General features: G+C 62.0%; 22 protein-coding genes. 13 read left to right on the top strand and 9 right to left on the bottom strand.

The window, feature by feature from the left end; genetic code table 11:
• Positions 1–47 precede the first annotated feature (47 nt).
• Entirely contained in the window at positions 48–1,217 is a 1,170-nt protein-coding gene (locus ACTJKT_RS22150) for an MFS transporter (RefSeq protein WP_440788584.1), read from the top strand.
• An 8-nt stretch (positions 1,218–1,225) separates the two neighbouring features.
• On the opposite strand, the gene ACTJKT_RS22145 is transcribed toward ACTJKT_RS22150, so the two are convergent.
• Together ACTJKT_RS22145 and ACTJKT_RS22140 are read right to left on the bottom strand one after the other, a co-directional pair.
• Positions 1,226–2,149: a DMT family transporter gene (locus ACTJKT_RS22145; protein WP_025805120.1), complete on the bottom strand. Its 924-nt coding sequence runs from the start codon at positions 2,147–2,149 to the stop codon at positions 1,226–1,228.
• 155 nt (positions 2,150–2,304) lie between these two features.
• Positions 2,305–3,141: a CvfB family protein gene (locus tag ACTJKT_RS22140; RefSeq protein WP_023968236.1), complete on the bottom strand. Its 837-nt coding sequence runs from the start codon at positions 3,139–3,141 to the stop codon at positions 2,305–2,307.
• Positions 3,142–3,216: 75 nt separating this feature from the next.
• Between ACTJKT_RS22140 and ACTJKT_RS22135 the strand changes: the two genes are divergently transcribed.
• The 6 genes from ACTJKT_RS22135 to ACTJKT_RS22110 all read left to right on the top strand — a co-directional run bounded on the left by ACTJKT_RS22135 (position 3,217) and on the right by ACTJKT_RS22110 (position 7,562).
• Positions 3,217–3,351, top strand: a complete 135-nt coding sequence (locus tag ACTJKT_RS22135; protein ID WP_440788583.1) for a hypothetical protein — start codon at positions 3,217–3,219, stop codon at positions 3,349–3,351.
• A 142-nt stretch (positions 3,352–3,493) separates the two neighbouring features.
• Positions 3,494–3,682: a hypothetical protein gene (locus ACTJKT_RS22130; protein ID WP_016702300.1), complete on the top strand. Its 189-nt coding sequence runs from the start codon at positions 3,494–3,496 to the stop codon at positions 3,680–3,682.
• Positions 3,683–3,878: 196 nt separating this feature from the next.
• Positions 3,879–4,592, top strand: coding sequence for a TorF family putative porin (locus ACTJKT_RS22125; RefSeq protein WP_440788582.1), 714 nt, complete (start codon positions 3,879–3,881; stop codon positions 4,590–4,592).
• Positions 4,593–4,672: 80 nt separating this feature from the next.
• A complete protein-coding gene (locus tag ACTJKT_RS22120) occupies positions 4,673–5,542 on the top strand; it encodes a DUF6279 family lipoprotein (protein ID WP_440788581.1) in 870 nt (289 codons plus the stop codon).
• A gap of 203 nt (positions 5,543–5,745) precedes the next feature.
• On the top strand, positions 5,746–6,483 hold the full coding sequence (locus tag ACTJKT_RS22115) for a DUF899 domain-containing protein (protein ID WP_440788580.1): 738 nt from the start codon (positions 5,746–5,748) through the stop codon (positions 6,481–6,483).
• 131 nt (positions 6,484–6,614) lie between these two features.
• A complete protein-coding gene (locus tag ACTJKT_RS22110; protein WP_440788579.1) occupies positions 6,615–7,562 on the top strand; it encodes an AraC family transcriptional regulator in 948 nt (315 codons plus the stop codon).
• A 75-nt stretch (positions 7,563–7,637) separates the two neighbouring features.
• On the opposite strand, the gene ACTJKT_RS22105 is transcribed toward ACTJKT_RS22110, so the two are convergent.
• Genes ACTJKT_RS22105 through ACTJKT_RS22095 form a run of 3 tightly spaced genes read right to left on the bottom strand, consistent with a single transcriptional unit; the run spans position 7,638 to position 11,573 of the window.
• Positions 7,638–9,020: a hypothetical protein gene (locus tag ACTJKT_RS22105; RefSeq protein ID WP_440788578.1), complete on the bottom strand. Its 1,383-nt coding sequence runs from the start codon at positions 9,018–9,020 to the stop codon at positions 7,638–7,640.
• The gene (locus ACTJKT_RS22100) at positions 9,020–10,444 is read right to left on the bottom strand and encodes a DUF6384 family protein (protein WP_440788577.1); all 1,425 of its coding nucleotides are present in this window, start codon (positions 10,442–10,444) and stop codon (positions 9,020–9,022) included. Before ACTJKT_RS22100 ends, ACTJKT_RS22105 begins: the two co-directional genes overlap by 1 nt.
• A gap of 1 nt (position 10,445) precedes the next feature.
• Entirely contained in the window at positions 10,446–11,573 is a 1,128-nt protein-coding gene (locus tag ACTJKT_RS22095) for a merozoite surface protein 3b (protein ID WP_440788576.1), read from the bottom strand.
• Positions 11,574–11,980: 407 nt separating this feature from the next.
• Here ACTJKT_RS22095 and ACTJKT_RS22090 point away from each other — a divergent pair, with 407 nt between their 5' ends.
• The gene (locus ACTJKT_RS22090; RefSeq protein WP_440788616.1) at positions 11,981–12,127 is read left to right on the top strand and encodes a hypothetical protein; all 147 of its coding nucleotides are present in this window, start codon (positions 11,981–11,983) and stop codon (positions 12,125–12,127) included.
• 56 nt (positions 12,128–12,183) lie between these two features.
• On the opposite strand, the gene ACTJKT_RS22085 is transcribed toward ACTJKT_RS22090, so the two are convergent.
• Positions 12,184–13,521 carry a DEAD/DEAH box helicase gene (locus ACTJKT_RS22085; protein ID WP_097302455.1) on the bottom strand — a complete coding sequence of 446 codons (1,338 nt, stop codon included), beginning with the start codon at positions 13,519–13,521 and terminating at the stop codon, positions 12,184–12,186.
• Between the two features lie 193 nt (positions 13,522–13,714).
• Between ACTJKT_RS22085 and ACTJKT_RS22080 the strand changes: the two genes are divergently transcribed.
• Positions 13,715–15,013: a mechanosensitive ion channel family protein gene (locus ACTJKT_RS22080; protein ID WP_440788575.1), complete on the top strand. Its 1,299-nt coding sequence runs from the start codon at positions 13,715–13,717 to the stop codon at positions 15,011–15,013.
• Positions 15,014–15,144: 131 nt separating this feature from the next.
• On the opposite strand, the gene ACTJKT_RS22075 is transcribed toward ACTJKT_RS22080, so the two are convergent.
• From ACTJKT_RS22075 to ACTJKT_RS22065, 3 genes are all read right to left on the bottom strand, one after another.
• The gene (locus ACTJKT_RS22075) at positions 15,145–16,005 is read right to left on the bottom strand and encodes a carboxylate/amino acid/amine transporter (protein ID WP_440788574.1); all 861 of its coding nucleotides are present in this window, start codon (positions 16,003–16,005) and stop codon (positions 15,145–15,147) included.
• 326 nt (positions 16,006–16,331) lie between these two features.
• Positions 16,332–16,931, bottom strand: a complete 600-nt coding sequence (locus ACTJKT_RS22070; RefSeq protein WP_440788573.1) for an FMN-dependent NADH-azoreductase — start codon at positions 16,929–16,931, stop codon at positions 16,332–16,334.
• A 149-nt stretch (positions 16,932–17,080) separates the two neighbouring features.
• The gene (locus tag ACTJKT_RS22065; protein ID WP_025805104.1) at positions 17,081–17,395 is read right to left on the bottom strand and encodes a hypothetical protein; all 315 of its coding nucleotides are present in this window, start codon (positions 17,393–17,395) and stop codon (positions 17,081–17,083) included.
• 49 nt (positions 17,396–17,444) lie between these two features.
• On the opposite strand from ACTJKT_RS22065, the gene ACTJKT_RS22060 reads away from it, so the two are divergent.
• The 4 genes from ACTJKT_RS22060 to ACTJKT_RS22045 all read left to right on the top strand — a co-directional run bounded on the left by ACTJKT_RS22060 (position 17,445) and on the right by ACTJKT_RS22045 (position 21,703).
• Positions 17,445–18,368: a LysR family transcriptional regulator gene (locus ACTJKT_RS22060; protein ID WP_025805103.1), complete on the top strand. Its 924-nt coding sequence runs from the start codon at positions 17,445–17,447 to the stop codon at positions 18,366–18,368.
• A gap of 43 nt (positions 18,369–18,411) precedes the next feature.
• Positions 18,412–19,215: an alpha/beta fold hydrolase gene (locus ACTJKT_RS22055; RefSeq protein ID WP_097302450.1), complete on the top strand. Its 804-nt coding sequence runs from the start codon at positions 18,412–18,414 to the stop codon at positions 19,213–19,215.
• Positions 19,216–19,218: 3 nt separating this feature from the next.
• Positions 19,219–19,782 (top strand): peptidylprolyl isomerase A, encoded by a 564-nt coding sequence (locus ACTJKT_RS22050; protein WP_007920626.1) that lies wholly within the window; start codon positions 19,219–19,221, stop codon positions 19,780–19,782.
• Positions 19,783–19,870: 88 nt separating this feature from the next.
• On the top strand, positions 19,871–21,703 hold the full coding sequence (locus tag ACTJKT_RS22045; protein WP_440788572.1) for an ABC transporter ATP-binding protein: 1,833 nt from the start codon (positions 19,871–19,873) through the stop codon (positions 21,701–21,703).
• Positions 21,704–22,014: the final 311 nt, after the last annotated feature.

Below are 22,014 nucleotides of genomic sequence, written 5' to 3'. Positions count from 1 at the left end.
ATCAGTCCTAGCCTGACGGTCATTGTCTCTTCGACGGAGCCCGGACCATGTCACCACTGATTCGCTTACTCGCCAGTTTCATCGCCCTGATGATGGCCATGGGTATTGGTCGCTTCGCCCTCACCCCGCAACTGCCGCACCTGCTGAGCGAGGGCCTGGTCGACCTGACCGACACCGGCCTGATCGCCGCCGCCAACTACCTGGGGTATTTCATCGGTGCGCTGGATGCCATGTGCGCCCGCCGCCCGGCCCAGGTTCGCCGGCGGCTGCTGGGCGGGCTGTGGCTGTGCGTGTTGTTGACCCTGGCCTCGTTCTGGGCCGGCGGCTTCTGGGCGCATTCGGTATTGCGCTTCGGCACCGGCGTGGCCAGTGCCTGGGTGATGGTGATGATCGCCGCCCTGAGCCAACCCCTGGCACACGCCGCCGGTCGGCCACGCCTGGGCGCCCTGGTGTTTGCCGGGCCCGGGCTGGGGATTTTCCTCACCGGCCTGCTGGCCCTGGGCTCGAACCTGCTGGGGCAAAGCTCCGCGACCCTGTGGCTGGTATACGCCGCGGCCGCCCTGCTGATGCTGCTGGCAATCCTGCCGACCCTGCCGCAACCCGCCACGCCCGCACTGACCGCACTGACCGCGCAGATGCCACAGGCCTCGAATCACGCCGGCATCCCCCGCCTCGGGCTGGTTTATGCGCTGTACGGCCTGGGTTACATCATCCCGGCGACCTTCCTGTCACAGATGGCCAGCGCGCGTTTTCAAGGGCAATGGCAGGCCGACCTGTTCTGGCCGTGCTTCGGCCTGGCGGCGGCCGTGGGGGTGGGGCTGGTCAGCCTGCGCCGACACAGCCCGAACGCCACCCGGCACTGGCTGATGGCGACCTTATGGCTGCAAGCCATTGGGGTCTTCGCCTGTCTGCTGGGCAATGGCGCCGGCCTGGCGCTGGGGGTGATGCTCTGCGGCACGCCGTTCCTGGCCTGCATGCAACTGGTGATGCAGCGCTCGCGGGAACTGGCGCCCCACGCCACTCAGCGCAACGCCGGTTTGCTCACGGCCTGCTTCGCCATGGGCCAGTTGAGCGGGCCACTGCTGGCGGCCCTGAGCAGCCATTTCAGTGGTGGCCTGCAACCGGCGCTGATCGTCGCCGGCAGCAGCCTGCTGCTGGCGGGGGTCTTGCTGTTGAGGCAACAACCGCTTGCCCGGGAATGCCACGCCACCGCCTGAGCCTGGGGTTACAGCAGGCTGCGGATCCGCCGGCGCAGCCACTGCTCGGCGCTGACGAAGGTGATGCCCAGCAACACCAGCACCGCGCCGATCACGAAGTTGAGGCTCAGGGGTTCGTCCAGCAACAGGACCCCGAAGGTGACGCCGAACAGCGGCGTCATAAAGGAAAACACCGCCAGGTTGGCGGCCAGGTAACGGCGCAGCAGCCAGAACCAGGTCAGGTAGCTGAAAAAGGACACCACCAGCCCCTGGAACAGCACGCTGGCCACCGCCACCGGGGTCAGGCTGACATGGGTGACCTGGCCGCTCAGCGCGGCAATCAGCAGCAGGCCGACAAAGCCGACGATCAACTGATAGAACAGGGTCAGGGTCGCCGGCGCCTCGGACAGGCGCGACGCGCGCACCACCACAGTGGTCGCGCCCCAGGCCAGGCCGGCCAGCACGCCCAGGGCGTCGCCCAGCAGCATGCGCGTGTCCAGGTTATCCAGCGAGATGCCGCCGGCGAAGGCAACGCCGATGCCGACGAACGCCAGCAGGATCCCCAGCCATTGCAGGGGCCTGAGGCGCTCGCTGGGCAGCAGCCAGTTCACCCCCAGCGCGGTGAAGATCGGCGCGGTATAGAGAAACACCGACATATGCGCGGCGCTGGTGAGCTTGAGGCCTTCGGCGATAAACAGGAACTCCAGGCCGAACAGGCCGCCGGCCAGCAAACCGCCGCGCCAGGTGCTGCCGATCTGCGACCAGCCGCCCTTCCAGCACATCAGCAGGGCCACCAGCAGCGCCGAGATGCCCGAGCGGGCGGCGGCCTGCATCACCGGCGCGATATCCGCCGCGGCCCACTTGATCATCACCTGCTGCACGCCCCAGATCAGGCACAGCCCCAACATCACTTGCAGGGCGAAACCATCGGCGCTACGCCGTTCGATGCTCACCGCAGCCCCTCAGGCAGATTCATGGACATGGCAGTTACTCGATAGAAACGACAAAGCCCCGGAACAGGTCCGGGGCGAAGAATGGATGTGCTGTCGATTATCAACCAAACGGACAGAAAAACATGCCCGAAAAAGAGCTTCGAGAGAACGAATACTCAGGTCAGTTCAATGCGGTCGGCATGAATAACGATCTGGCCGTTCTTGTACAAGGCACCTATGGCCTTCTTGAAGTTGCCCTTGCTGACCCCGAACAGGCCACTGATCACCGTCGGATCGCTCTTGTCGCTGACCGGCAGGGTGCCGTTGTTTTCCCGCAACTTGGCGAGGATCTTGGCGTTCAGGCTGCTGGCCAGTTCTTCGCCCACCGGTTGCAGGCTGAGGCTGATCTTGCCGTCGGCACGGATCTCTTTGATGAAGCCCTTTTCCTGTTTGCCCGGACGCAGGAACTTGAACACTTCGTTCTTGTGAATCAGGCCCCAGTGCTTGTTGTTGATGATCGCCTTGAAGCCCATGTCGGTGCTCTCGGCCACCAGCAGATCGACTTCCTGGCCAACCTTGTAGGTCACCGGAGCCTTGTCCAGGTAGCGGTCCAGGCGGGCCGTGGCGGTGATGCGGCGGGTGTGTTTGTCGAGGTAGACGTGCACCACGCAATACTCGCCGGCGGTCAGCTGACGCTTTTCCTCGGAGTACGGCAGCAGCAGGTCCTTGGGTAGGCCCCAGTCGAGGAATACACCGATGCTGTTAACTTCCACGACTTTAAGACTGGCGAACTCACCGACTTGAACTTTTGGTTTTTCGGTAGTTGCAATTAACTTGTCGGCGCTATCCAGATAAACAAAAACATTCAACCAGTCTTCATCTTCACTGGGAATATCCTTGGGAATATAACGATTGGGCAGCAATATTTCGCCGTCCGCCCCGCCGTCCAGATATAAACCGAAGTTAGTGTGTTTAACCACTTGCAAACTGTTGTAGCGCCCGACTAAAGCCATTTCCAATACCCTCATTGCGTGGGCGGCATTCTACCCGGTTTTCCGGGCCTGGTTGGCCCGAGTCGCCGGATAGCAGTGGATATTTTCCTGAATGCCTTGATTTTTATGGCTTTGCGCCAGCAACGGGTTCCGCCCGTCAGGCCAGCCGGCAGCGACTTTTGCCTCAGCGCCGCCGAGCAAGCCTTTGTTTGTGCCATTGTCTTTATTTAAAACAGCAGCTTATGGGGATATTCCCGAGATCAACTTAGGAATATTCGGGAGTTTTTCCGCTGTTATTTCAGGAGGATATTTACCAAGCAATTGTCAAGCATTTCATGTATGATGGCTGGCCAAATTAATTTTCTGAAGGTTAATGGCCGCCATGCGTGTAAAAGCATCCAACAGCAAAGCAAAGCCAGCTCCAGCCGTTGAAACCAGCGAATCGATCAACGATCAGATTGCTGCTTTCCTGAAGTCCGGCGGCGAGATCCAGCAAATTGCCAAAGGCGTCAGCGGCCAGACTTTCGGCCCGTCCAAGCAGATCAGCCTGGGCAAGAAGTAATCCCCCGCAATACCTCCTGGTCCCTATGCGCTTTGAACCTCAAGGCGCTAGGACTAGAGTTCTGATCCTTCCCCTCCTGTAAAAATCGACGAACGGCCCTCATCCCCGAGGTTTCGCCGGTATCCTTGCACACGTCTAGATCGGGCATTTCAGTAGGTTCCGCAGTTCCTGCTCCTTGCATTTCATGGAGTGAAGCATGCTCAAACCCTCCCATGTGCTGCTTGCCAGCCTCCTCGCCAGCCCCTGGGTCCACGGGCAGATCTTCCAGCGCGAACTGGGGGATTTCGACCTCAAGCTCAGCAGCACCCCCAGCCGCAGCATGGCCCAGGGCCTGGTCAAACCCTCGGCCAGCGGTTCGTTCCATGGCGGCCTGGACCTGACCCACGACAGCGGCTGGTACATCGGCCAGTGGTCGCCGAGCATGGGCCTGGGCGAGAGCGACCTGGAAGTGGACTCCTACCTGGGCTTCAAGCGTCCCTTCGATCAGACCCTGGGTTATGAGCTGGGGATGATCCACTACAACTACCCGCAACTGGCCCCGCAGGACAGCCAGGAGTTCTACGGCGGCCTGACGCTGCTGGGCAGCCGCTTCGGCGCCGCCTTCAGCCAGGACCCGGACAAGCGCAACAGCACCCTGTTCGCCGACCTGGGCGGCAACCAGCCCTTCGGCATCGGCGTCAGCATCAAGTACACCACTTATCAGTTGGGCAACCCGGCTTCAGTGAGCAACGGCTACGTCAGCAGCTTCAACGACTGGTCGATCAAGTTCTCCCGTCCCTGGATGGGCATCGACCTGAAACTGATCTACAGCGACTCCAACCTCAACGGCAGCGATTGTTCGGCCTATTCTGGACATAACGCGCAATGCGACGGGCTGCTCACCTTCAAGGCCGAGCATTCGTTCTATTGAGCGGCTGAACGGCCGGAAGCTTTCCGGGTTCAGATCAGAAACCCATGCCTTACAAACCCAGGCCTTCGCAAGGACTTGCCATGTCGCGTCGGTTGCAACACCTCACCCTGTTCTTGCTGTTAAGCCTGGTGCTGACCTCCTGCAACCGTGTCGGCCTGGCTTACCGCAACCTCGATGTGATCATTCCCTGGACGCTCAACGACTACCTGGAAATGAACCGCGAGCAGAAAATCTGGTTCAACGATCGCCTCAAGGAACACCTGAGCTGGCACTGCAGCACACAGTTGCCCAACTACCTGGACTACCTGGACCGCCTGCAGCAGATGGTCGAACGCAATCAGGTAAACGATGCCGAGCTGCAAGAATTCACCCGCGAAGCCAAGCAGGCCATTGCCCAGACCGCCCGCGCGATCGCGCCGTCGGCCATCGAGTTGCTGCGAGGCCTGGACGACCGACAGGTCGCGGAAATGAAGGCGGCCTTCGCCAAGGACATGCGCCAACGCCGCAGCAAATACCTCAAGCCGCCACTGGAGCAACAGATAAAACTGCGCGCCGAACGCATGGACAAACGCCTGACTACCTGGCTCGGCCCCCTCACGCCCGAGCAGACCCAGCGGGTGGCGGACTGGTCAACCTCCCTCGGCGAACAGAACCAGCTCTGGCTGGCCAACCGGGCCAACTGGCAGGCGCAGTTCAGTGCCGCGCTGGAGCAACGCCAGAGCAGCGACTTCGACAAACGCATCGAGCGCCTGCTGGTGGATCGCGAAAGCTTCTGGACACCGGCTTATCGCCAGGCCTATGCCAACAGCGAACAGGCGGCGCGCAGCCTGCTGGTGGACGTGATGGCCCAAAGCACGCCCGCCCAGCGCGAACACCTGCGCAACAAGCTGCAGAACGTGCGCAATGAGTTCGAGGCGTTGAAATGCATGAAAGAAACACGCCCGGAGTAACGCCTGAAGTGCTCTCGCCCCATGACGGGGCCTGAGTTCAGACCCCAGTTATAAGTCGCCATCCGGATTCAGCCTCCTCCAATTCGAACAGGCGGGCGACCGTTGGGCGGGACCGTCCGGCGGCTGTCGATCTGCCCGCGGGCGAAACGACTAGCCTGTGTAGGCACTGTCGCCGCGCCACCTTTGTCGCAGGAGAAGACATCATGCACCTCAACGATCATCCGGTCGTATCCCGGGAACAATGGATACAGGCCCGCAAGCAGCACCTCATCCACGAAAAGACCTTTACCCGCCAACGCGACCAGCTCAGCGCCGAGCGGCGTGCCCTGCCCTGGGTAAAAATCGACAAGCCCTACCGCTTCCAGGGCCCCCACGGCGAAATGAGCCTGGCCGACCTGTTCGGCGGTCGCAGCCAGCTGGTGGTCTATCACTTCATGTTCGCCGAAGGCTGGGACGAAGGTTGCCCGGGCTGCTCCTTCCTCAGCGATCACATCGACGGCGCCAACCAGCACCTGGCCCACCACGACATCGCGCTGGTGGCGGTATCCCACGCGCCCTTCGCCGAATTCCAGGCGTTCAAGCGGCGCATGGGCTGGAAGTTCGACTGGGTCTCGTCCGTCGGCTGTGATTTCAACTACGACTTCGGGGTCTGCGCCCGCCCCGAGGAGGTCGCCGCCGGCACCGCCACCTACAACTACGAAAAAACCGACGGCGCCGAAGAAGAGCTGCCCGGCCTCAGCGTGTTCTACCGCAATGAAGACGGCGAGATCTTCCACACCTACTCCACCTACGCCCGTGGCCTGGACCTGCTGGTGGGGGCCTACAACTACCTGGACCTGACGCCCAGGGGTCGCAACGAAGAACAGATCATGGATTGGGTCAGGCACCACGATCGTTATGACGACAAACCGGCCGCCAGTTGCTGCCATGGCGGCTCCTGAGCGCTAGACCGCGATCACGAACAAGCCCGCCCCAGCAGGAGCGAGCTTGCTCGCGATCTCGTCCGTCCTGTCACGACAAAAAAACCGGCCGACGCAAACCCACCGTCTCGCCCCCGGCTAAACTTGGCTCCATGAGCCCTGCCTATCACAGCCTCCACGAATACACCCAACGCATGAACCGGGTGCTGGAGTATATCGACCAACACCTGGACCAGCCGCTGGAGCTGGCCGAACTCGCGCAGGTCGCGCATTTTTCGCCCTTTCACTTCCATCGCCTGTTCACCGCCTGGGTCGGCGAAACCCTGGGCGACTATCTGCGCCGACGCCGCCTGGCCTGTGCCGCCTATCAGCTGGCCAGCCATCCGGAACTGAGCATTCTGGAGGTGGCGCTGGAAGTCGGCTTCAGCTCCGGCGAAGCGTTCTCCCGGGCGTTCAAGCAGCATTTCTCGGTCACCCCGAGTACCTGGCGCAGCACCGAACCCAAACGCTGGCACCGCCGCCTCAGCGACGTCCGCGAACGGCGCCTGCGCGAATTGAGCAATCCTGATCAGACACACATCCCGGCCTTCGACGATCCTGACGCCTTCATTCACCTGAAGGAGCTCACGATGAACGTCACCCTCAAGGAACTGCCACCGGTCCGCGTCGCCTACCTGCGCTATATCGGCCCCTACGGGCCGGGCATCGGCACCTTCTGGCGCGACACCGTCGCCCCCTGGATGGTCGAGAACGGTCTGCTGGGCCGCGTGCGGTACGGCATCGGCCACGACGATCCCTACGTCACCCCACCGGAAAAATGCCGCTACGACGCCTGCGTCGAAGTCCCCGCCGACTTCAAGGCCAGCGCCCCCGCCACCGTCACCACCCTGCTCGGCGGCCTCTACGCCGTCGCCCACTACCAGGGCAAAGGCCCCGACATCGCCGACGCCTGGACCGAACTGTGCCGCGACTGGCTGCCCAAGAGCGGCATGCAGTTCGACGCCCGACCAGCGTTCGAGCGTTATCCGGTGGAGGCGAAATACGATATGAAGACGGGGGAACTGGAGTGTGAGATCTGTATTCCGGTGAAGGCGTTGTAAGCCGCGCGGGGTTTGGGCGAAACGATACGGGGCAACCGTGCTGCCCCGTTTTTTTTCATCTCAGGAATGCTCGGTCTAGAGACTGTCGCTGGTAGAGAACCCGCCCCCACCCGTCGATCGGGAAGAACTGAACGAGCTGCTGGAACCTGAGCTACTACTCGAGGAACTGCTCGGGCGGCTGCTGGAACGGCTGCTCGAGTTGCCGCTGGAGCCGCTACTGGAACCGCTGCTCCAAAAACTCGGAGCCGGCCTGCTTGCGCGACGATGGCTCCCCACCTCATTCGCTACTTGGGAGAGGGACAGCGCGCCCTGCATGAACCCGGCAACCAGAGAGTCAAGATTCATACCTGCGGAATAGCTGTAGCTACTGCTGATATACCCACCCGACTGCAGATCGCGCTCAAGCTGCTTGGCTTTCGCATAGTCGCGCTCGGTATCCCTGCACTTCATCTCCAGGAACGGCACACGCAGCCGCAGGTCATCGAGTTCAGCGCGTAAATCACGCACCCTCTGCACCAGCTCGTCGTCCTGCTGCGTCGCTGTCTGCCCGGCCAGATGCTCAAGCTTGGCATCACTCATCTCGGCCAATTGTCGGGACAACAATTCAGCAACCTGAGCAAAATGCTCGTCCCCCTTGGAGACAAACAGCCCCAGGCGCTCATGAACGGCATTGGCCTGAGCCTTGCCGGCCTCCACCGCCTCGCGCTCCGTCTTCAGGCGCGCTTGCAGCACCGACAACAGGGTGCCAGCCAGGGCTTCCTGATACAGCCTTGCCAGCTCGGCCTCCTGGACGGCCCGCTGGCTGTCCCGTTGCCACTGGGCGCCCTCATTGGCTTCCTGCATGGCCAGAAGGCTCTGCTCGATCCCATTGTTCTGCGGGAAATTACACAGGCGGGCAATCCATCGATCCAATTCCCGAAAGAACGTTCGGCCAACATAACGATCCGTACCGAACCCGCGGCCCTTCAAGTAGAGGTACAGAGGCTCGGTCTGAAAAACCCGAAGCTTGCCGCGACATTCATCACGCAGCTCCTGGTAAGACGCAGCCGCCTCGTTGCAGCGCTCGACGGCCTCCGCGAGGATCGCAGCTTGCTGTTGGTACGCTGGCTCTACCATCAACTGCCGGTTGACATCAGCAACGAGGAGCTCGATCTCCTGGGAAACCCTCGACATCTCCTGCAGGTGCTTGGCAACCCCCGCCTCCGCCACCGCCAACTCCTCACGCAACCCGGACTCGGTCCGCTCCCGCTGATCCAGCAAACGCTGAACCTCGTCCGACACCCGAGCCCCGCCGACCAACTGAAGGTTGGCAATCTGTGGAAAGACGCCAGCGATCTGTTGTTGCAGGCGCAGCTCCTGCTCGTGGGCATTGGACAACTCGAGCTGGAACCTACGCAGTTCGGCCTCGTATCGCCGAGAGTTCTCGCCAAGGGACGCAATCATGCTGCTCGAGTTCATTACCACTCCAGGATGTAATCAGGTTTGGTTTTGACAGGCCCTTTAACGAAGGTAAAGGTCAGCGAGTTGGCAGCCTTTTTACCCATCAAGCGATCATCGACATGACCATCCAGAAGCTTGTCATTCTTGGCGGCCTGATAGGTTGCCTGACTGACGCGCACGCCAAAGATCGAGGCATAACGCCGTTCCCCGCTCTCGATGCTGGTGATGGGGACCGCCACCACATTGCCCGAGGCATCGCTGGCCTCGGTCAGCAGGTACCAGCTCTTGCCCCCTGTCGGGTCATAGTTGCGCTCGATCATCGACTTCTCGCCGGTACGGCTGACCACTTCCAGGGTCAAGGGCGTGGCTGCGACGGTCCGCAGTCGTTCGAGCTCCTGCAGGCCATGCTCGGCTGCCGCCGTATTCAACCCCAAGACAGCCTCATTCACCGCTGCCAACAGGGGTTGAAACTGAGCCAAGTCCTCTGTACTCAACCCCATCTTGCGGACCCCATTCTGTGCGTCCTGCAAGCGGGTGAGATAGGGGCTGATCATGTTGATCCGGGGGATCAGGGCGCCCAGCTTATCGACCGCTGTCCGCGCCGCCGGCACACCTTGGGTGTCGGCATGGTCCAGCGCGGATCGCGCATCGGCAGCCTTGGCCATCAATTCAGGGAAGGTACTGCTGAGTGAGGTGTACGGGGCAGAGGCCAGCAGCTCTCTCAATTTCGCTTCGGCAGCCAGGAGCTGCGACAGGTCATTCAACCAAGCCTCGACAGCCTGGAGATCAGCAGTGCCTTGCTGCAAACTCTTGTTCGCCTGGTCGACCAGTGCGAGGTCATTTTTCCGGCTCTCGGCGGAGACCTTCGACGGGAGTGTGATCCGCATCAGGCCACGAACCCGATCCAGCCGTTCTCTAGCCAGCTCGAACATGCGCTCTGCTGCCGGCACATTTGCCGCAAACATATCGGCCTCAAGCGCAGACAGGCGATTTTGCAGTTGCCCAAGCTGCACAGCCTCACTTTGTGCAAGCCCCTGGGCCCTGTCGACCTTGCCCTGGACAAGACTTGTCTTCATCCCGCCCAAAAAACTCGACGAGGCAGTAAAGCCGAATATCACCACCCCGCTCACGACAAAAGCGACGGACGCAGGTCCGAGCCATTTACTGCGACTGATGTAGAACTCAGCCAGAAGTCTTGACCAGAAGCCGAGCGGTGGGGACTGGTAGGTAAAACGGGCCGCAAAGAAATTGCGCACGCCCTCCTCGACCAGGGCGTCCTCGACCTCGATCCCCCTGGAGCGGTAAAACTCGCGAACCCGTTCAGCCACCAATTGCCGGTGCTTGGGCAGGTCGAGATGTTTCTGCACCTCGGCCTGGCTGTGCCGCAGCTCATCGATGAGGGCCATGGCCCCCATCTGTTCGGTGAGGGAGACACTGCTCACCTTAGAGTCCCTTTTGCAGGAGTGCGCTGAAACGACGTTTGCTGTCCTCGGTGATCGACTCGATCTCGGCGGCCGCCGAAGCGGACTCCTTGCGCAGCTCCTGGATCAGGCTCAGGCTGCTGGCCTGGAAGTCGACCACCGCCTCGGCCAGAGCCTTGACCGAACTGACTTTCAGGTTGGTCCCGTAGCCCGCTTTGAGCGCGGCCTCGAGCTGCTCCCCGCCGACCTTGGCCTGGGCCTCGAGGCTGGAGTTTATGCCGTCGTTCATGGCATTGAGGGTCTGGGTGACCTCGGCCAACCCGCCGGACGACGTGAAGCCCGCCGCCAGGCCGGTGAGCACGATTTCATTGGTGGCGAAAAAGCTCACGGCGCGCTGATACAGACGCTCCTTCACCGAGTGGTACTGGCTCAAACGCGCAAACACCAGCTCGGCTGCGTTGTAGGCCGCCTTCAACTGATCGGCGATGTCGGTGATGATCTGGTAACGCTTGTCCTCGTCCTGCAGATTGCGCAGCGCCACATCCCGCGCCAACTCCAGCTTCACCCGCTCGGCCGCCTCCAGCTCGGCGACCTCAAGCGCCGCGCCGGCATCCGCCAGGGTCTTACGCCCGGCATCGAGCTGCGCCTGAGCCACCTTCTGCACCTCACAGGCATCGACCTCGGCCGTCTTCATGGCCAGCCGATAGTCCTGATAAGCCTCCAGAATCAGGGTTTCCAACTGGATCTGCTCATTGGCCGACTTCGCCACCGCCAGATAACTCTTGCGAATGTCCTCGAAGCGATCCGGAATCGACCCACGGCGCATGTTCAGCCAGGCCAGCTGGATGCGCTCGGAGAATTGCAGCTTGCCGTCGGCCATCCACTCCATCATCTGCTGCGCGTCGGCCTGGATCGAATCGAAGCTGGCGGCGATGTCGGCATACCGGGTACTGATATCCATGCTCTGCAGCTTGTCGCGCACCGAGGCATTAAAGACCGTGGACTGTTGCAGGGTGGCAGCGATATTGGTCACCCGGTTGGCGTCATACACCGACACCTTGTCCAGCAGAGCCAGCACGGGTGCATCCTGGGTGGGAAAGTTGATACCGACCGAGCGGAGGGCGGACATGGAGCGTTCGAGGTAGTTCATGAGCGTATTCCCAGTGTGGAGCCTTGGTTCAAAAGCTCCATCATCCTTTGACAGGTGAATAGGCGAAGGGGCTTCCACCCCTCGGAATCAGGTACAGACAGGAGCATCGAAAGCACCGCAAGGGGCGATGCCTTCTAGAAATCCAAGTGATGTGCACGCACGCTCCGCACAAGGCGTTACGAGAGACAGACCGCCATCGGAACCTGTGGAAACAGCGGCCCCAAAGCCCTGCCGAACTGACGTGCGGGCGAAATAGTAACAGAGCCCGAGACTGAAAGTTCTTGCCTGGGCTGTCGATTTTGCCAATGGCTGACTTGGTCTTTCCCCCGTCTTCGTTCGGAACAAGCAAGCGTCAAACCAGGCGTTATTCCCGAAATCACCTCCCACCTTCAGAAGAGATCTCCTCCTTGAATACGGAGCCAGCCAAGGAGATCAACGACGAGTTGCAGAAGATGGACCTGAGCACGGCCAGCAAGGATCTGCCGGACAAGTGCCAGTCGATCGACCAGCGCCTGAAGGAGCTGGACGCGGCCGAGAGGAAAGCCAACAACTGATCGCCGGCCAATAAAAAGCCCGGACAGGGTCCGGGCTTTTTGTGTTGCGCTACGGCTTATTCGGCAGCCGGTGCCGGCTTGCGGCGCTTGAGCGGCGCCATGCCGTCCTGGCTGACCAGGGCATCGCTTTTCGGCCGGTTGGCGGTCTTGCGTTTGGTCGGGGCCTTGGCCGCGGCTTTTTTCTTGTCGCCCTTGGCGTCGGTCTTTTTCTTCTTCACGCCCGCGGCCTTGCCGGAGGCCTTGACCTTCTTCGGCCCGCCGTAGGTGCCTTTGACTTCCTTGATGGTGCGGCGCTCGAAGTTCTGCTTGAGGTAGCGCTCGATGCTCGACATCAGGTTCCAGTCGCCGTGGCAGATCAGCGAGATGGCCAGGCCGTCGTTGCCGGCACGGCCGGTACGGCCGATGCGGTGCACGTATTCGTCGCCGCTGCGTGGCATGTCGAAGTTGATCACCAGATCCAGGCCGTCAACGTCCAGGCCGCGAGCGGCGACGTCGGTGGCGACGAGGATTTTCACCCCGCCCTGCTTCAGGCGATCGATGGCCAGCTTGCGGTCCTTCTGGTCTTTCTCGCCGTGCAGGACGAACGCCTTGTATTCCTGGGCCACCAGGCGGCCGTAGATACGGTCGGCCATCACCCGGGTGTTGGTGAAAATAATGGCCTTCTGGTAGGTCTCGTTGGCCAGCAGCCAGTTGACGATCTGCTCTTTGTGCTGGTTGTGGTCGGCAGTGATGATCTGCTGACGGGTGGTGTCGTTCAGCTGGCTGACCGCGTTCAGTTGCAGGTGCTCAGGGTTGTTCAGGACCTTGGCGACCATTTCGCGCAGGCCCGAGCCACCGGTGGTGGCGGAGAACAGCATGGTCTGCTGACGGTTCGGGCACTCGTCCACCAGGCGCTGCACATCGTCGGCAAAGCCCATGTCGAGCATGCGGTCGGCTTCGTCGAGGACCAGCACTTCCACTTCTTTCAAATCGAGGTTGCCGGCATTCAGTTGCTCGATCAGGCGACCCGGGGTGCCGATCAGGATGTCCGGCACCTTGCGCAGCATGGCGGCCTGGACCTTGAAGTCTTCACCGCCGGTGATCAGGCCGGCCTTGATGAAGGTGAACTGCGAGAAGCGTTCGACTTCCTTCAGGGTCTGCTGTGCCAGTTCGCGGGTCGGCAGCAGGATCAGGGTCTTGATGCTGACGCGGATCTTCGCCGGGCCGATCAGGCGATTGAGGATCGGCAGGACGAAAGCGGCGGTCTTGCCGCTGCCGGTCTGTGCCGTCACCCGCAGGTCACGCCCTTGGAGCGCGAGCGGAATGGCCGCTGCCTGCACAGGCGTTGGCTCGACAAATTTAAGCTCGGCCACGGCTTTGAGCAGGCGTTCGTGCAGGGCGAATTGGGAAAACACGGGTGCTACCTCGAAGATATGCAAAAAAACAGCTGCATAGGGTAACGGTTTCGGGCGCGAAGGCCGAGTTTCTTTATGCAAACAGCAGCAAACAGCTGGTTTTTTGTTAGCCGGTTTGTCCTTAACGGTAACTTTCAACGGCTTAAATGTTCTAATCGATCCGTCTCGTCTCATAGAGGAAGCTTCTGACCCCATGGATTTCAAACAGCTCTGGCTCAACGTTCAAGACCTCTGGGGGGCGCTCGATGAGCACCCGCTCCTGCATTCCAGCCTGGCCCTGTTGGTGTTGCTGGTGGTGGCGCTGCTCGTCGGACGAGTGGCGCGCTACCTCATCCTGCACGCGGTCAAGCTGCTCGGCCGCCAGCCGTCCCTGCACTGGCTCAACGACCTGCGCCAGAACAAAGTGTTCCATCGCCTGGCGCAGATGACCCCGTCGCTGGTGGTCCAGTTCGGCCTGCACCTGGTGCCGGAGCTGAGCAAGACCAGCCTGGTGTTCCTCGGCAACCTGGCCCTGGCCTTCACCATCCTGTTCCAGGTGCTGGCCATCAGCGCCCTGCTCAACGCCCTGCTGGACATCTACGCCCGTACCGAACACGCGCGCACCCGTTCGATCAAGGGTTACGTGCAGTTGGCGAAGATGGTGCTGTTCGTGTTCGGCGCGATCATCATCGTCGCCACCCTGATCGACCGCTCGCCGCTGCTGCTGTTGTCCGGCCTGGGTGCCATGTCGGCGGTGATCCTGTTGGTCTACAAGGACACCCTGCTGTCGTTCGTCGCCAGCGTGCAGCTGACCAGCAACGACATGCTGCGGGTCGGCGACTGGATCGAAATGCCCCAGGTCGGCGCCGACGGCGATGTGGTCGATATCACCCTGCACACGGTCAAGGTGCAGAACTTCGACAAGACCATTGTCTCGATCCCCACCTGGCGCCTGATGTCCGAGTCGTTCAAGAACTGGCGCGGCATGCAGCAGTCCGGCGGCCGGCGGATCAAGCGCAGCCTGTACATCGACGCCAGCGGCGTGCGCTTCATCAACGATGAGGAAGAAGCGCGCCTGGGCAAGGTCCACCTGCTCACCGACTACATCAGTCGCAAGCAGGCCGAGCTCAAGAGCTGGAACGAAGCCCAGGGCAATGTCGCCGCCATGTCGGCCAACCGCCGCCGCATGACCAACCTGGGGACCTTCCGCGCCTATGCCCTGGCGTACCTCAAGAGCCATCCGGACATCCAGCCGAACATGACCTGCATGGTCCGCCAGATGCAGACCACCGCCCAGGGCATTCCACTGGAAATCTACTGCTTCACCCGCACCACGGCGTGGACCGACTACGAGCGCATCCAGGGCGATATCTTCGATTACCTGCTGGCGGTGATGCCGGAGTTCGGCCTGAGCCTGTACCAGCAGCCGAGCGGCAACGACCTGCGCGCCGGCCTGCTGCCGGCGGTGCTGGGCGCCAGCCATATCCCCGAAGCGGAAAAACGCGCGTTGTAACCCCCGCCTGATCGCCCCGTCCCCCGGGGCGATCAACCCAATCCTTTGTAGGAGCGAAGCTTGCTCGCGATAGCGATCTGGCAGGCAACGCAAAGTCAGGCCGCTGCGCGGATCGCGGGCAAGCCTCGCTCCTACAAGATCGTGGCCTTCGTGCCGCGACGGCTGATCCACACCGCAGCCAGAATCACCAGCGCCCCCAGGAACAGACGCCCCAACGCTTCATGCTGGTTCCAGATCAACAGGTTGATCAGCAGCCCCACCGGCACATGCAGGTTGTTCATCACCGCCAGGGTCGCGCCAGTGACCAGGCAGGCGCCCTTGTTCCACCAGTACAGCCCCAGCGCGGTGGACACCAGCCCGAGAAACAGCAGCACCGCCCATTGCAACGGCGCTTCGGGCAGGAAGTCCGGCTTGCCGAACAGCAGGAAGGCCGGCAACACCACCGCCAGCGCCCCCAGGTAGAAGTAGCCGAAACGCCGGTAATGCGGCAGGTCGCTCGGATAGCGCGCCACCAGGTGCTTGTACAACACCTGCCCGGCAGCGTAGGTGAAGTTGGCCAGTTGCAGCAGCAAGAAGCCCATGAAGAAATCCGGGCTGATGCGGTCGTAGCGGATCACCGCCGCCCCGGCCACCGCCACCAGCGCCGCCAGCAGGCCCCAGGGGTTGAAGCGCCTATTCAGCGCGTCTTCGATCAGGGTCACATGCAGCGGCGTGAGGATGGTGAACAGCAGCACCTCCGGCACCGTCAGCACGCGGAAACTCAGGTACAGGCAGACGTAGGTCACGCCGAACTGCAAGGCGCCGATCAGCAGCATGCCGCGCATGAACGCCGGCTCCACCTGGCGCCAGCGGGTCAGCGGGATGAACACCAGCCCGGCCAGCAGCACCCGGACCAGCACCGCGAAATAACTGTCGACATGCCCAGCCAGGTATTCGCCGATCAGGCTGAAGGAAAACGCCTGGATCAGCGTGACAAAAAGTAGATAGCCCATGGCTCGCCTCATCTTGAAGAGGCGGCGACGATAGCGGTTTTGCCGCGAACAATGAAACACCTTCCCCGTAGGAGCGAAGCTTGCTCGCGATAACGATCTGACAGGCACCGCAAAGTCTGGCCGCTTGCGCGGATCGCGGGCAAGCCTCGCTCCTACAGACGCATCAGAAAATCGCGGGCAAAAAAAAGCCCGATCTCGCAAAGCGTTCAATCGGGCGGGAGCACTCAGGAGCAACAAGTGCAAAGGGAGGTTCGATGCGCAAAACAAACTTGAAGGGGAGCGCAGGGCCTACTAGACCACTGCGCGATTATCTGGCGATTAACGGATCAGGCGACCTGGGCCAGTTTGGCGTTGGCCTGGTTCAGGCCCTTCTCCTGGAAGTCGCCGCCCAGGTTCATGCCTTCGGCGTGAATGAACTCGACGTCGTGGATCCCGATGAAACCCATGACCTGGCGCAGGTAGGGTTCCTGGTGATCCGCAGTGCTGCCGGCGTAGATGCCGCCACGGGCGGTCAGCACATAGGCACGCTTGCCGTTGAGCAGGCCCTGGGGACCGGTTTCGGTGTACTTGAAGGTCACACCGGCACGCAGCACGTGGTCCAGCCAGGCTTTGAGGGTGCTCGGGATGGCGAAGTTGTACATCGGCGCGGCCATCACCAGCACGTCGGCGGCCAGCAGTTCATCGGTCAGTTCGTTGGAACGCTGCAGCGAGGCCTCTTCGATCTCGTTGCGCTGCCCGGCGGGTTTCATCCAGCCGCCCAGCAGGTTGCTGTCCAGGTGCGGCACCGGGGTTACCGCCAGGTCACGCAGGGTGATCTGGTCGGCCGGGTGGGCCGCTTGCCATTGCTTGATGAAGGTCTGGGTCAGCTGGCGGGAAACGGAATCCTGCTGACGGGCACTGCTTTCGATGATCAGAACGCGGGACATGGGATGTAGCCTCCATCGGGAATGCTGTAGGTCGATGGAGCGCAGATTAAACAGAGTCATATCGATGAAAAAGCGCAAATAACTGCTATAACCAATCAATAAATTCGTTTATAAGCGGAGCAGGTCGCGCACCCTGCTCCGCGTTGCGCTTACTTGGCGGTACAGGTCAGGTCGATGCGCAGCTTGATGATGCTGCGGTTGAACTTGGCCGTGGCGTTCTTGAACTTGCCGGCCGCCACTTCCACCTTGCGCGTGCGCGGGGCTTCGGGGCCGTTGCGGAAGACCACCGTGCAGGCGGCGTCGGTGGTGCCGTAGTTGTTCACCTGGATCGAACCGATGTCGGCATCGGTGTCGTAGGCGGTGTAGTCGATGCTCACGCCTTCGAGGTGTTTCTTCACGTCGATGGGATAGGCGAACGCACTGAGCGGCAGCAGGGCCAGCAACACACAACAGATTTTTCTCATTCGGCAGTCTCCAATAAGGAGCGCCAGCTTAGGACAAGAGGAGCTCCTCATGAAAGCGCCCCGCGTTACCCTCGATCAATGGCGGACGCTGCAGGCCGTGGTCGACCACGGCGGCTTCGCCCAGGCCGCCGAGGCGCTGCACCGTTCGCAATCTTCTGTCAGCTACACCGTGGCGCGCATGCAGGACCAACTGGGCGTGCCGCTGCTGCGTATCGACGGGCGCAAGGCCGTGCTCACCGAGGCCGGCGGCGTACTGCTGCGCCGCTCGCGGCAACTGGTGAAACAGGCCAGCCAATTGGAAGACCTGGCCCACCATATGGAACAGGGCTGGGAAGCCGAGGTGCGCCTGGTGGTGGACGCCGCCTACCCCAACGCGCGCCTGGTCCGCGCCCTGACCGCCTTCATGCCGCAAAGCCGCGGCTGCCGGGTGCGCCTGCGCGAGGAAGTGTTGTCCGGGGTCGAAGAGGTGCTGCTCGAAGGCGTGGCCGACCTGGCCATCAGCGGCTTCAATATCTCCGGCTACCTGGGCACGGAAATGAGCTCGGTGGAGTTCGTCGCCGTGGCCCACCCGGAACACGCCCTGCACCGACTGAACCGCGAGCTGAATTTCCAGGACCTGGAAAGCCAGCTGCAGGTGGTGATCCGCGACTCCGGCCGCCAGCAGCCGCGGGACGTCGGCTGGCTCGGCGCCGAACAGCGCTGGACCGTCGGTAGCCTGGCCACCGCCGCCACCTTCGTCGGCAGCGGCCTGGGCTTTGCCTGGCTGCCGCGCCATATGATCGAACGCGAACTCAGGGAAGGCCTGCTCAAGGTGCTACCGTTGGACCAGGGCGGCAGCCGGCACCCGACCTTCTACCTGTATTCGAACAAGGACAAACCCCTGGGCCCGGCCACGCAGATCCTCGTCGAACTGCTGCGCACCTTCGACACCGCGCCGCTGGACGCGCCGTTCGCCGCCCCGGAACAAGCCTGAACCCGCACTTGAACCCTCCACGCGCCTGAACAGGAATTCAGCCATGGCCTATTTCGAACACGAAGGATGCACCCTGCACTACGAGGAATACGGTCATGGCGAACCGCTGGTGCTGGTTCACGGGCTCGGTTCCAGCACCCTGGACTGGGAAAAGCAGATCGCCGAGCTGTCCGCCCATTACCGCCTGATCCTGCCCGACGTGCGCGGCCATGGTCGCTCCGACAAACCCCGCGAGCCCTACAGCATCGCCGGTTTCAGTGCCGACCTGGTCGCCCTGCTGGAGCACCTGAACCTTTCGCGGGTGCATCTGGCGGGCCTGTCCATGGGCGGCATGATCGCCTTCCAGCTCGCGGTGGATCAGCCCGGCCTGCTGAAAAGCCTGTGCATCGTCAACAGCGCGCCCGAGGTGAAGATCCGCAGCGCCAACGATGCCTGGCAGTGGTTCAAGCGCTGGAGCCTGATGCGCCTGCTCAGCCTCGAAGCCATCGGCATTGCCCTGGGCGGCAAACTGTTCCCCAAACCGGAGCAGGGCGAGCTGCGGCAAAAGATGGCCGAGCGCTGGGCAAAAAACGACAAACGTGCTTATCTCGCAAGCTTCGATGCCATCGTTGGCTGGGGGGTCCAGGAACGACTTTCACAAGTCGCCTGTCCAACCCTGGTCATCAGCGCCGACCGTGACTACACCCCGGTCGCACTGAAAGAAAGTTATGTGAAACTGCTGCCCGACGGGCGCCTGGTGGTGATCGCCGATTCGCGTCACGCCACCCCGCTGGACCAGCCGCAACGCTTCAACCAAACCCTGCTCGAGTTTTTAACCGCAGTCGACACCACCACCCAGGATCACTGACCCATGCTGAAAAAAATCGCCCTCGTCGCCGGCTCCGTTCTGTTCGCTGCCAACCTGATGGCCGCCCAACCGGCCAAGGCGCCTCACGTCCTGCTGGACACCAGCTTCGGCAAGATCGAAGTCGAACTGGACCCGGTCAAGGCGCCGATCTCCAGCAAGAACTTCCTCGACTACGTCGACAGCGGCTTCTACACCAACACCATCTTTCACCGGGTGATCCCGGGTTTCATGGTCCAGGGCGGCGGCTTCACCCCGCAGATGGTGCAGAAGGAAACCCGCGACCCGATCAAGAACGAAGCCAGCAACGGCCTGCATAACGTGCGTGGCACCCTGTCCATGGCCCGCACCTCGAACCCGAACTCGGCCACCAGCCAGTTCTTCATCAACGTCGCCGACAACGCCTTCCTCGATCCGGGCCGCGATGCCGGTTACGCGGTGTTCGCCAAAGTGGTGAGCGGCATGGACGTGGTCGACCAGATCGTCAACTCGCAGACCACCACCAAACAAGGCATGCAGAACGTGCCGATCGACCCCGTGCTGATCAAGTCGGCCAAGCGCATCGACTAATGCGTCACCGGGAGTCCCGGCGCAGCGCTGACACAGCGCTGCGCCTGCTTACTGATAAGGAGAGCCCGCCACGCGGGCGTCAGATCCCATGCTCTATCGTCGTTTTGAACAGCTGATCGATATTTTCCGCGACGCTCCCACTGCCGCTCCCCCCAACCGCGTACTGCCCTTCTACCTCTATTACATCAAGCAAGTCTGGCCAAGCTTCGTCGCCCTGCTGGTGGTCGGCCTGTTCGTGGCACTGATCGAGGTGTCGCTGTTCAGCTACCTGAGCACGATCATCGACCTGGCCCAGGGCACGCCCAATGTCGAGATCTTCAAGACCCACGGCCTCGAACTGGCCTGGATGGCGGTGGTCGCGCTGATCTTCCGCCCGCTGTTCGTCGCCCTGCATGACCTGCTGGTGCACCAGACCATCAGCCCGGGCATGACCAGCCTGATTCGCTGGCAGAACCACAGCTACGTGCTCAAGCAGAGCCTGAACTTCTTCCAGAACGATTTCGCCGGGCGCATCGCCCAGCGCATCATGCAGACTGGCAATTCGTTGCGCGACTCGGCGGTGCAGGCGGTGGACGCGCTGTGGCACGTGCTGATCTATGCGGTCAGCGCCCTGGTGCTGTTCGCCGAGGCCGACTGGCACCTGATGATCCCGCTGCTGATCTGGATCGCCAGCTACATCGGCGCGCTCTGGTACTTCGTGCCGCGGGTCAAGGAGCGCTCGGTGATTTCCTCGGACGCCAATTCCAAGCTGGTCGGCAGGATCGTCGACGGCTACACCAACATCACCACCCTCAAGCTGTTCGCCCACACCCACTTCGAGCAGAACTACGCCCGCGAAGCCATCGGCGAACAGACCGAGAAAAGCCAGCTGGCCGGTCGTGTCATCACCAGCATGGACGTGGTGATCACCGCCATGAACGGCCTGCTGATCGTCTCCACCACGGGCCTGGCCCTGTGGCTGTGGACCCAGTCGCTGATCTCGGTCGGCGCCATCGCCCTGGCCACCGGCCTGGTGATCCGCATCGTCAACATGTCCGGCTGGATCATGTGGGTGGTCAACGGCATCTTCGAGAACATCGGCATGGTCCAGGACGGCCTGCAGACCATCGCCCAGCCCATCAGCGTCAGCGACCGCGAGCAGGCGCCGCGCCTGGCGGTGGCCAGCGGCGAGGTGCGTTTCGAGCATGTGGACTTCCACTACGGGAAAAAGACCGGGGTCATCAGCGACCTCAACCTGATCATCAAGCCCGGGGAAAAGATCGGCCTGATCGGCCCGTCCGGCGCCGGCAAGTCGACCCTGGTCAACCTGTTGCTGCGGCTCTATGACCTGGAGAGCGGTCGCATCCTGATCGACAACCAGAACATCGCCGAGGTGACCCAGGAAAGCCTGCGCGAACGGATCGGCATGATCACCCAGGACACTTCGCTGCTGCACCGCTCGATCCGCGACAACCTGCTGTACGGCAAGCCCGACGCCACCGACGAGGAACTCTGGGAAGCGGTGCGCAAGGCCCGCGCCGACGAGTTCATCCCGTTGCTGTCCGACGCCCAGGGCCGCACCGGCTTCGATGCCCATGTCGGCGAGCGCGGGGTGAAACTCTCCGGCGGCCAGCGCCAGCGCATCGCCATTGCCCGGGTGCTGCTCAAGGATGCGCCGATCCTGATCATGGACGAGGCCACCTCGGCCCTGGACTCGGAAGTCGAGGCGGCGATCCAGGAAAGCCTGGAGACCCTGATGCAGGGCAAGACCGTGATCGCCATCGCCCACCGGCTCTCGACCATCGCCCGCATGGACCGCCTGGTGGTCCTGGAAAAAGGCCGCATCGCCGAGAGCGGCACCCACGCCGAGCTACTGGCCCATGGCGGTTTGTATGCACGCCTGTGGCAGCACCAGACTGGAGGTTTTGTCGGTATCGACTGAACCGCCGAGAACCCGCCAAAAACGCCAGCGCCCTCCCGGGCCCTGGCGTTTTTTACATCTCCACGCCCCACCGCATCCCTGTAGCCGCTGCCGAGCTTGCAAGGCTGCGTTCGAGGACGTAGTCCTCGCAAAACCTGGGCACGCGGTATTCCAGAAAGAACAGGTTGTCCGGTTTTACGACCGCTACGCGGCCGAGCGCAGCCTCGCAAGCTCGGCAGCGGCTACAGGTGACCTGAACTGGAATTGTAAAAAAAGCCTGCTGTACTCAGACCCTAGGTTCTGGAGCAGGGCCTGTAGCCAGGCTGCACGGC

The sequence above is a fragment of the Pseudomonas sp. 22526 genome, assembly GCF_052044735.1.
Taxonomy (GTDB): Bacteria; Pseudomonadota; Gammaproteobacteria; order Pseudomonadales; family Pseudomonadaceae; genus Aquipseudomonas; species Aquipseudomonas piscium.
The sequence above is the reverse complement of the archived record's forward strand: the minus strand, read 5'-3'. Positions and strand labels throughout refer to the sequence as shown.

Coding starts and splice junctions, on each gene's coding strand:
- ACTJKT_RS22150 (WP_440788584.1), top strand. CDS start 48: ATGTCACCACTGATTCGCTTACTCGCCAGTTTCATCGCCCTGATGATG.
- ACTJKT_RS22140 (WP_023968236.1), bottom strand. CDS start 3,141: ATGGCTTTAGTCGGGCGCTACAACAGTTTGCAAGTGGTTAAACACACT.
- ACTJKT_RS22130 (WP_016702300.1), top strand. CDS start 3,494: ATGGCCGCCATGCGTGTAAAAGCATCCAACAGCAAAGCAAAGCCAGCT.
- ACTJKT_RS22125 (WP_440788582.1), top strand. CDS start 3,879: ATGCTCAAACCCTCCCATGTGCTGCTTGCCAGCCTCCTCGCCAGCCCC.
- ACTJKT_RS22120 (WP_440788581.1), top strand. CDS start 4,673: ATGTCGCGTCGGTTGCAACACCTCACCCTGTTCTTGCTGTTAAGCCTG.
- ACTJKT_RS22115 (WP_440788580.1), top strand. CDS start 5,746: ATGCACCTCAACGATCATCCGGTCGTATCCCGGGAACAATGGATACAG.
- ACTJKT_RS22110 (WP_440788579.1), top strand. CDS start 6,615: ATGAGCCCTGCCTATCACAGCCTCCACGAATACACCCAACGCATGAAC.
- ACTJKT_RS22105 (WP_440788578.1), bottom strand. CDS start 9,020: ATGAACTCGAGCAGCATGATTGCGTCCCTTGGCGAGAACTCTCGGCGA.
- ACTJKT_RS22095 (WP_440788576.1), bottom strand. CDS start 11,573: ATGAACTACCTCGAACGCTCCATGTCCGCCCTCCGCTCGGTCGGTATC.
- ACTJKT_RS22080 (WP_440788575.1), top strand. CDS start 13,715: ATGGATTTCAAACAGCTCTGGCTCAACGTTCAAGACCTCTGGGGGGCG.
- ACTJKT_RS22075 (WP_440788574.1), bottom strand. CDS start 16,005: ATGGGCTATCTACTTTTTGTCACGCTGATCCAGGCGTTTTCCTTCAGC.
- ACTJKT_RS22070 (WP_440788573.1), bottom strand. CDS start 16,931: ATGTCCCGCGTTCTGATCATCGAAAGCAGTGCCCGTCAGCAGGATTCC.
- ACTJKT_RS22065 (WP_025805104.1), bottom strand. CDS start 17,395: ATGAGAAAAATCTGTTGTGTGTTGCTGGCCCTGCTGCCGCTCAGTGCG.
- ACTJKT_RS22060 (WP_025805103.1), top strand. CDS start 17,445: ATGAAAGCGCCCCGCGTTACCCTCGATCAATGGCGGACGCTGCAGGCC.
- ACTJKT_RS22055 (WP_097302450.1), top strand. CDS start 18,412: ATGGCCTATTTCGAACACGAAGGATGCACCCTGCACTACGAGGAATAC.
- ACTJKT_RS22050 (WP_007920626.1), top strand. CDS start 19,219: ATGCTGAAAAAAATCGCCCTCGTCGCCGGCTCCGTTCTGTTCGCTGCC.
- ACTJKT_RS22045 (WP_440788572.1), top strand. CDS start 19,871: ATGCTCTATCGTCGTTTTGAACAGCTGATCGATATTTTCCGCGACGCT.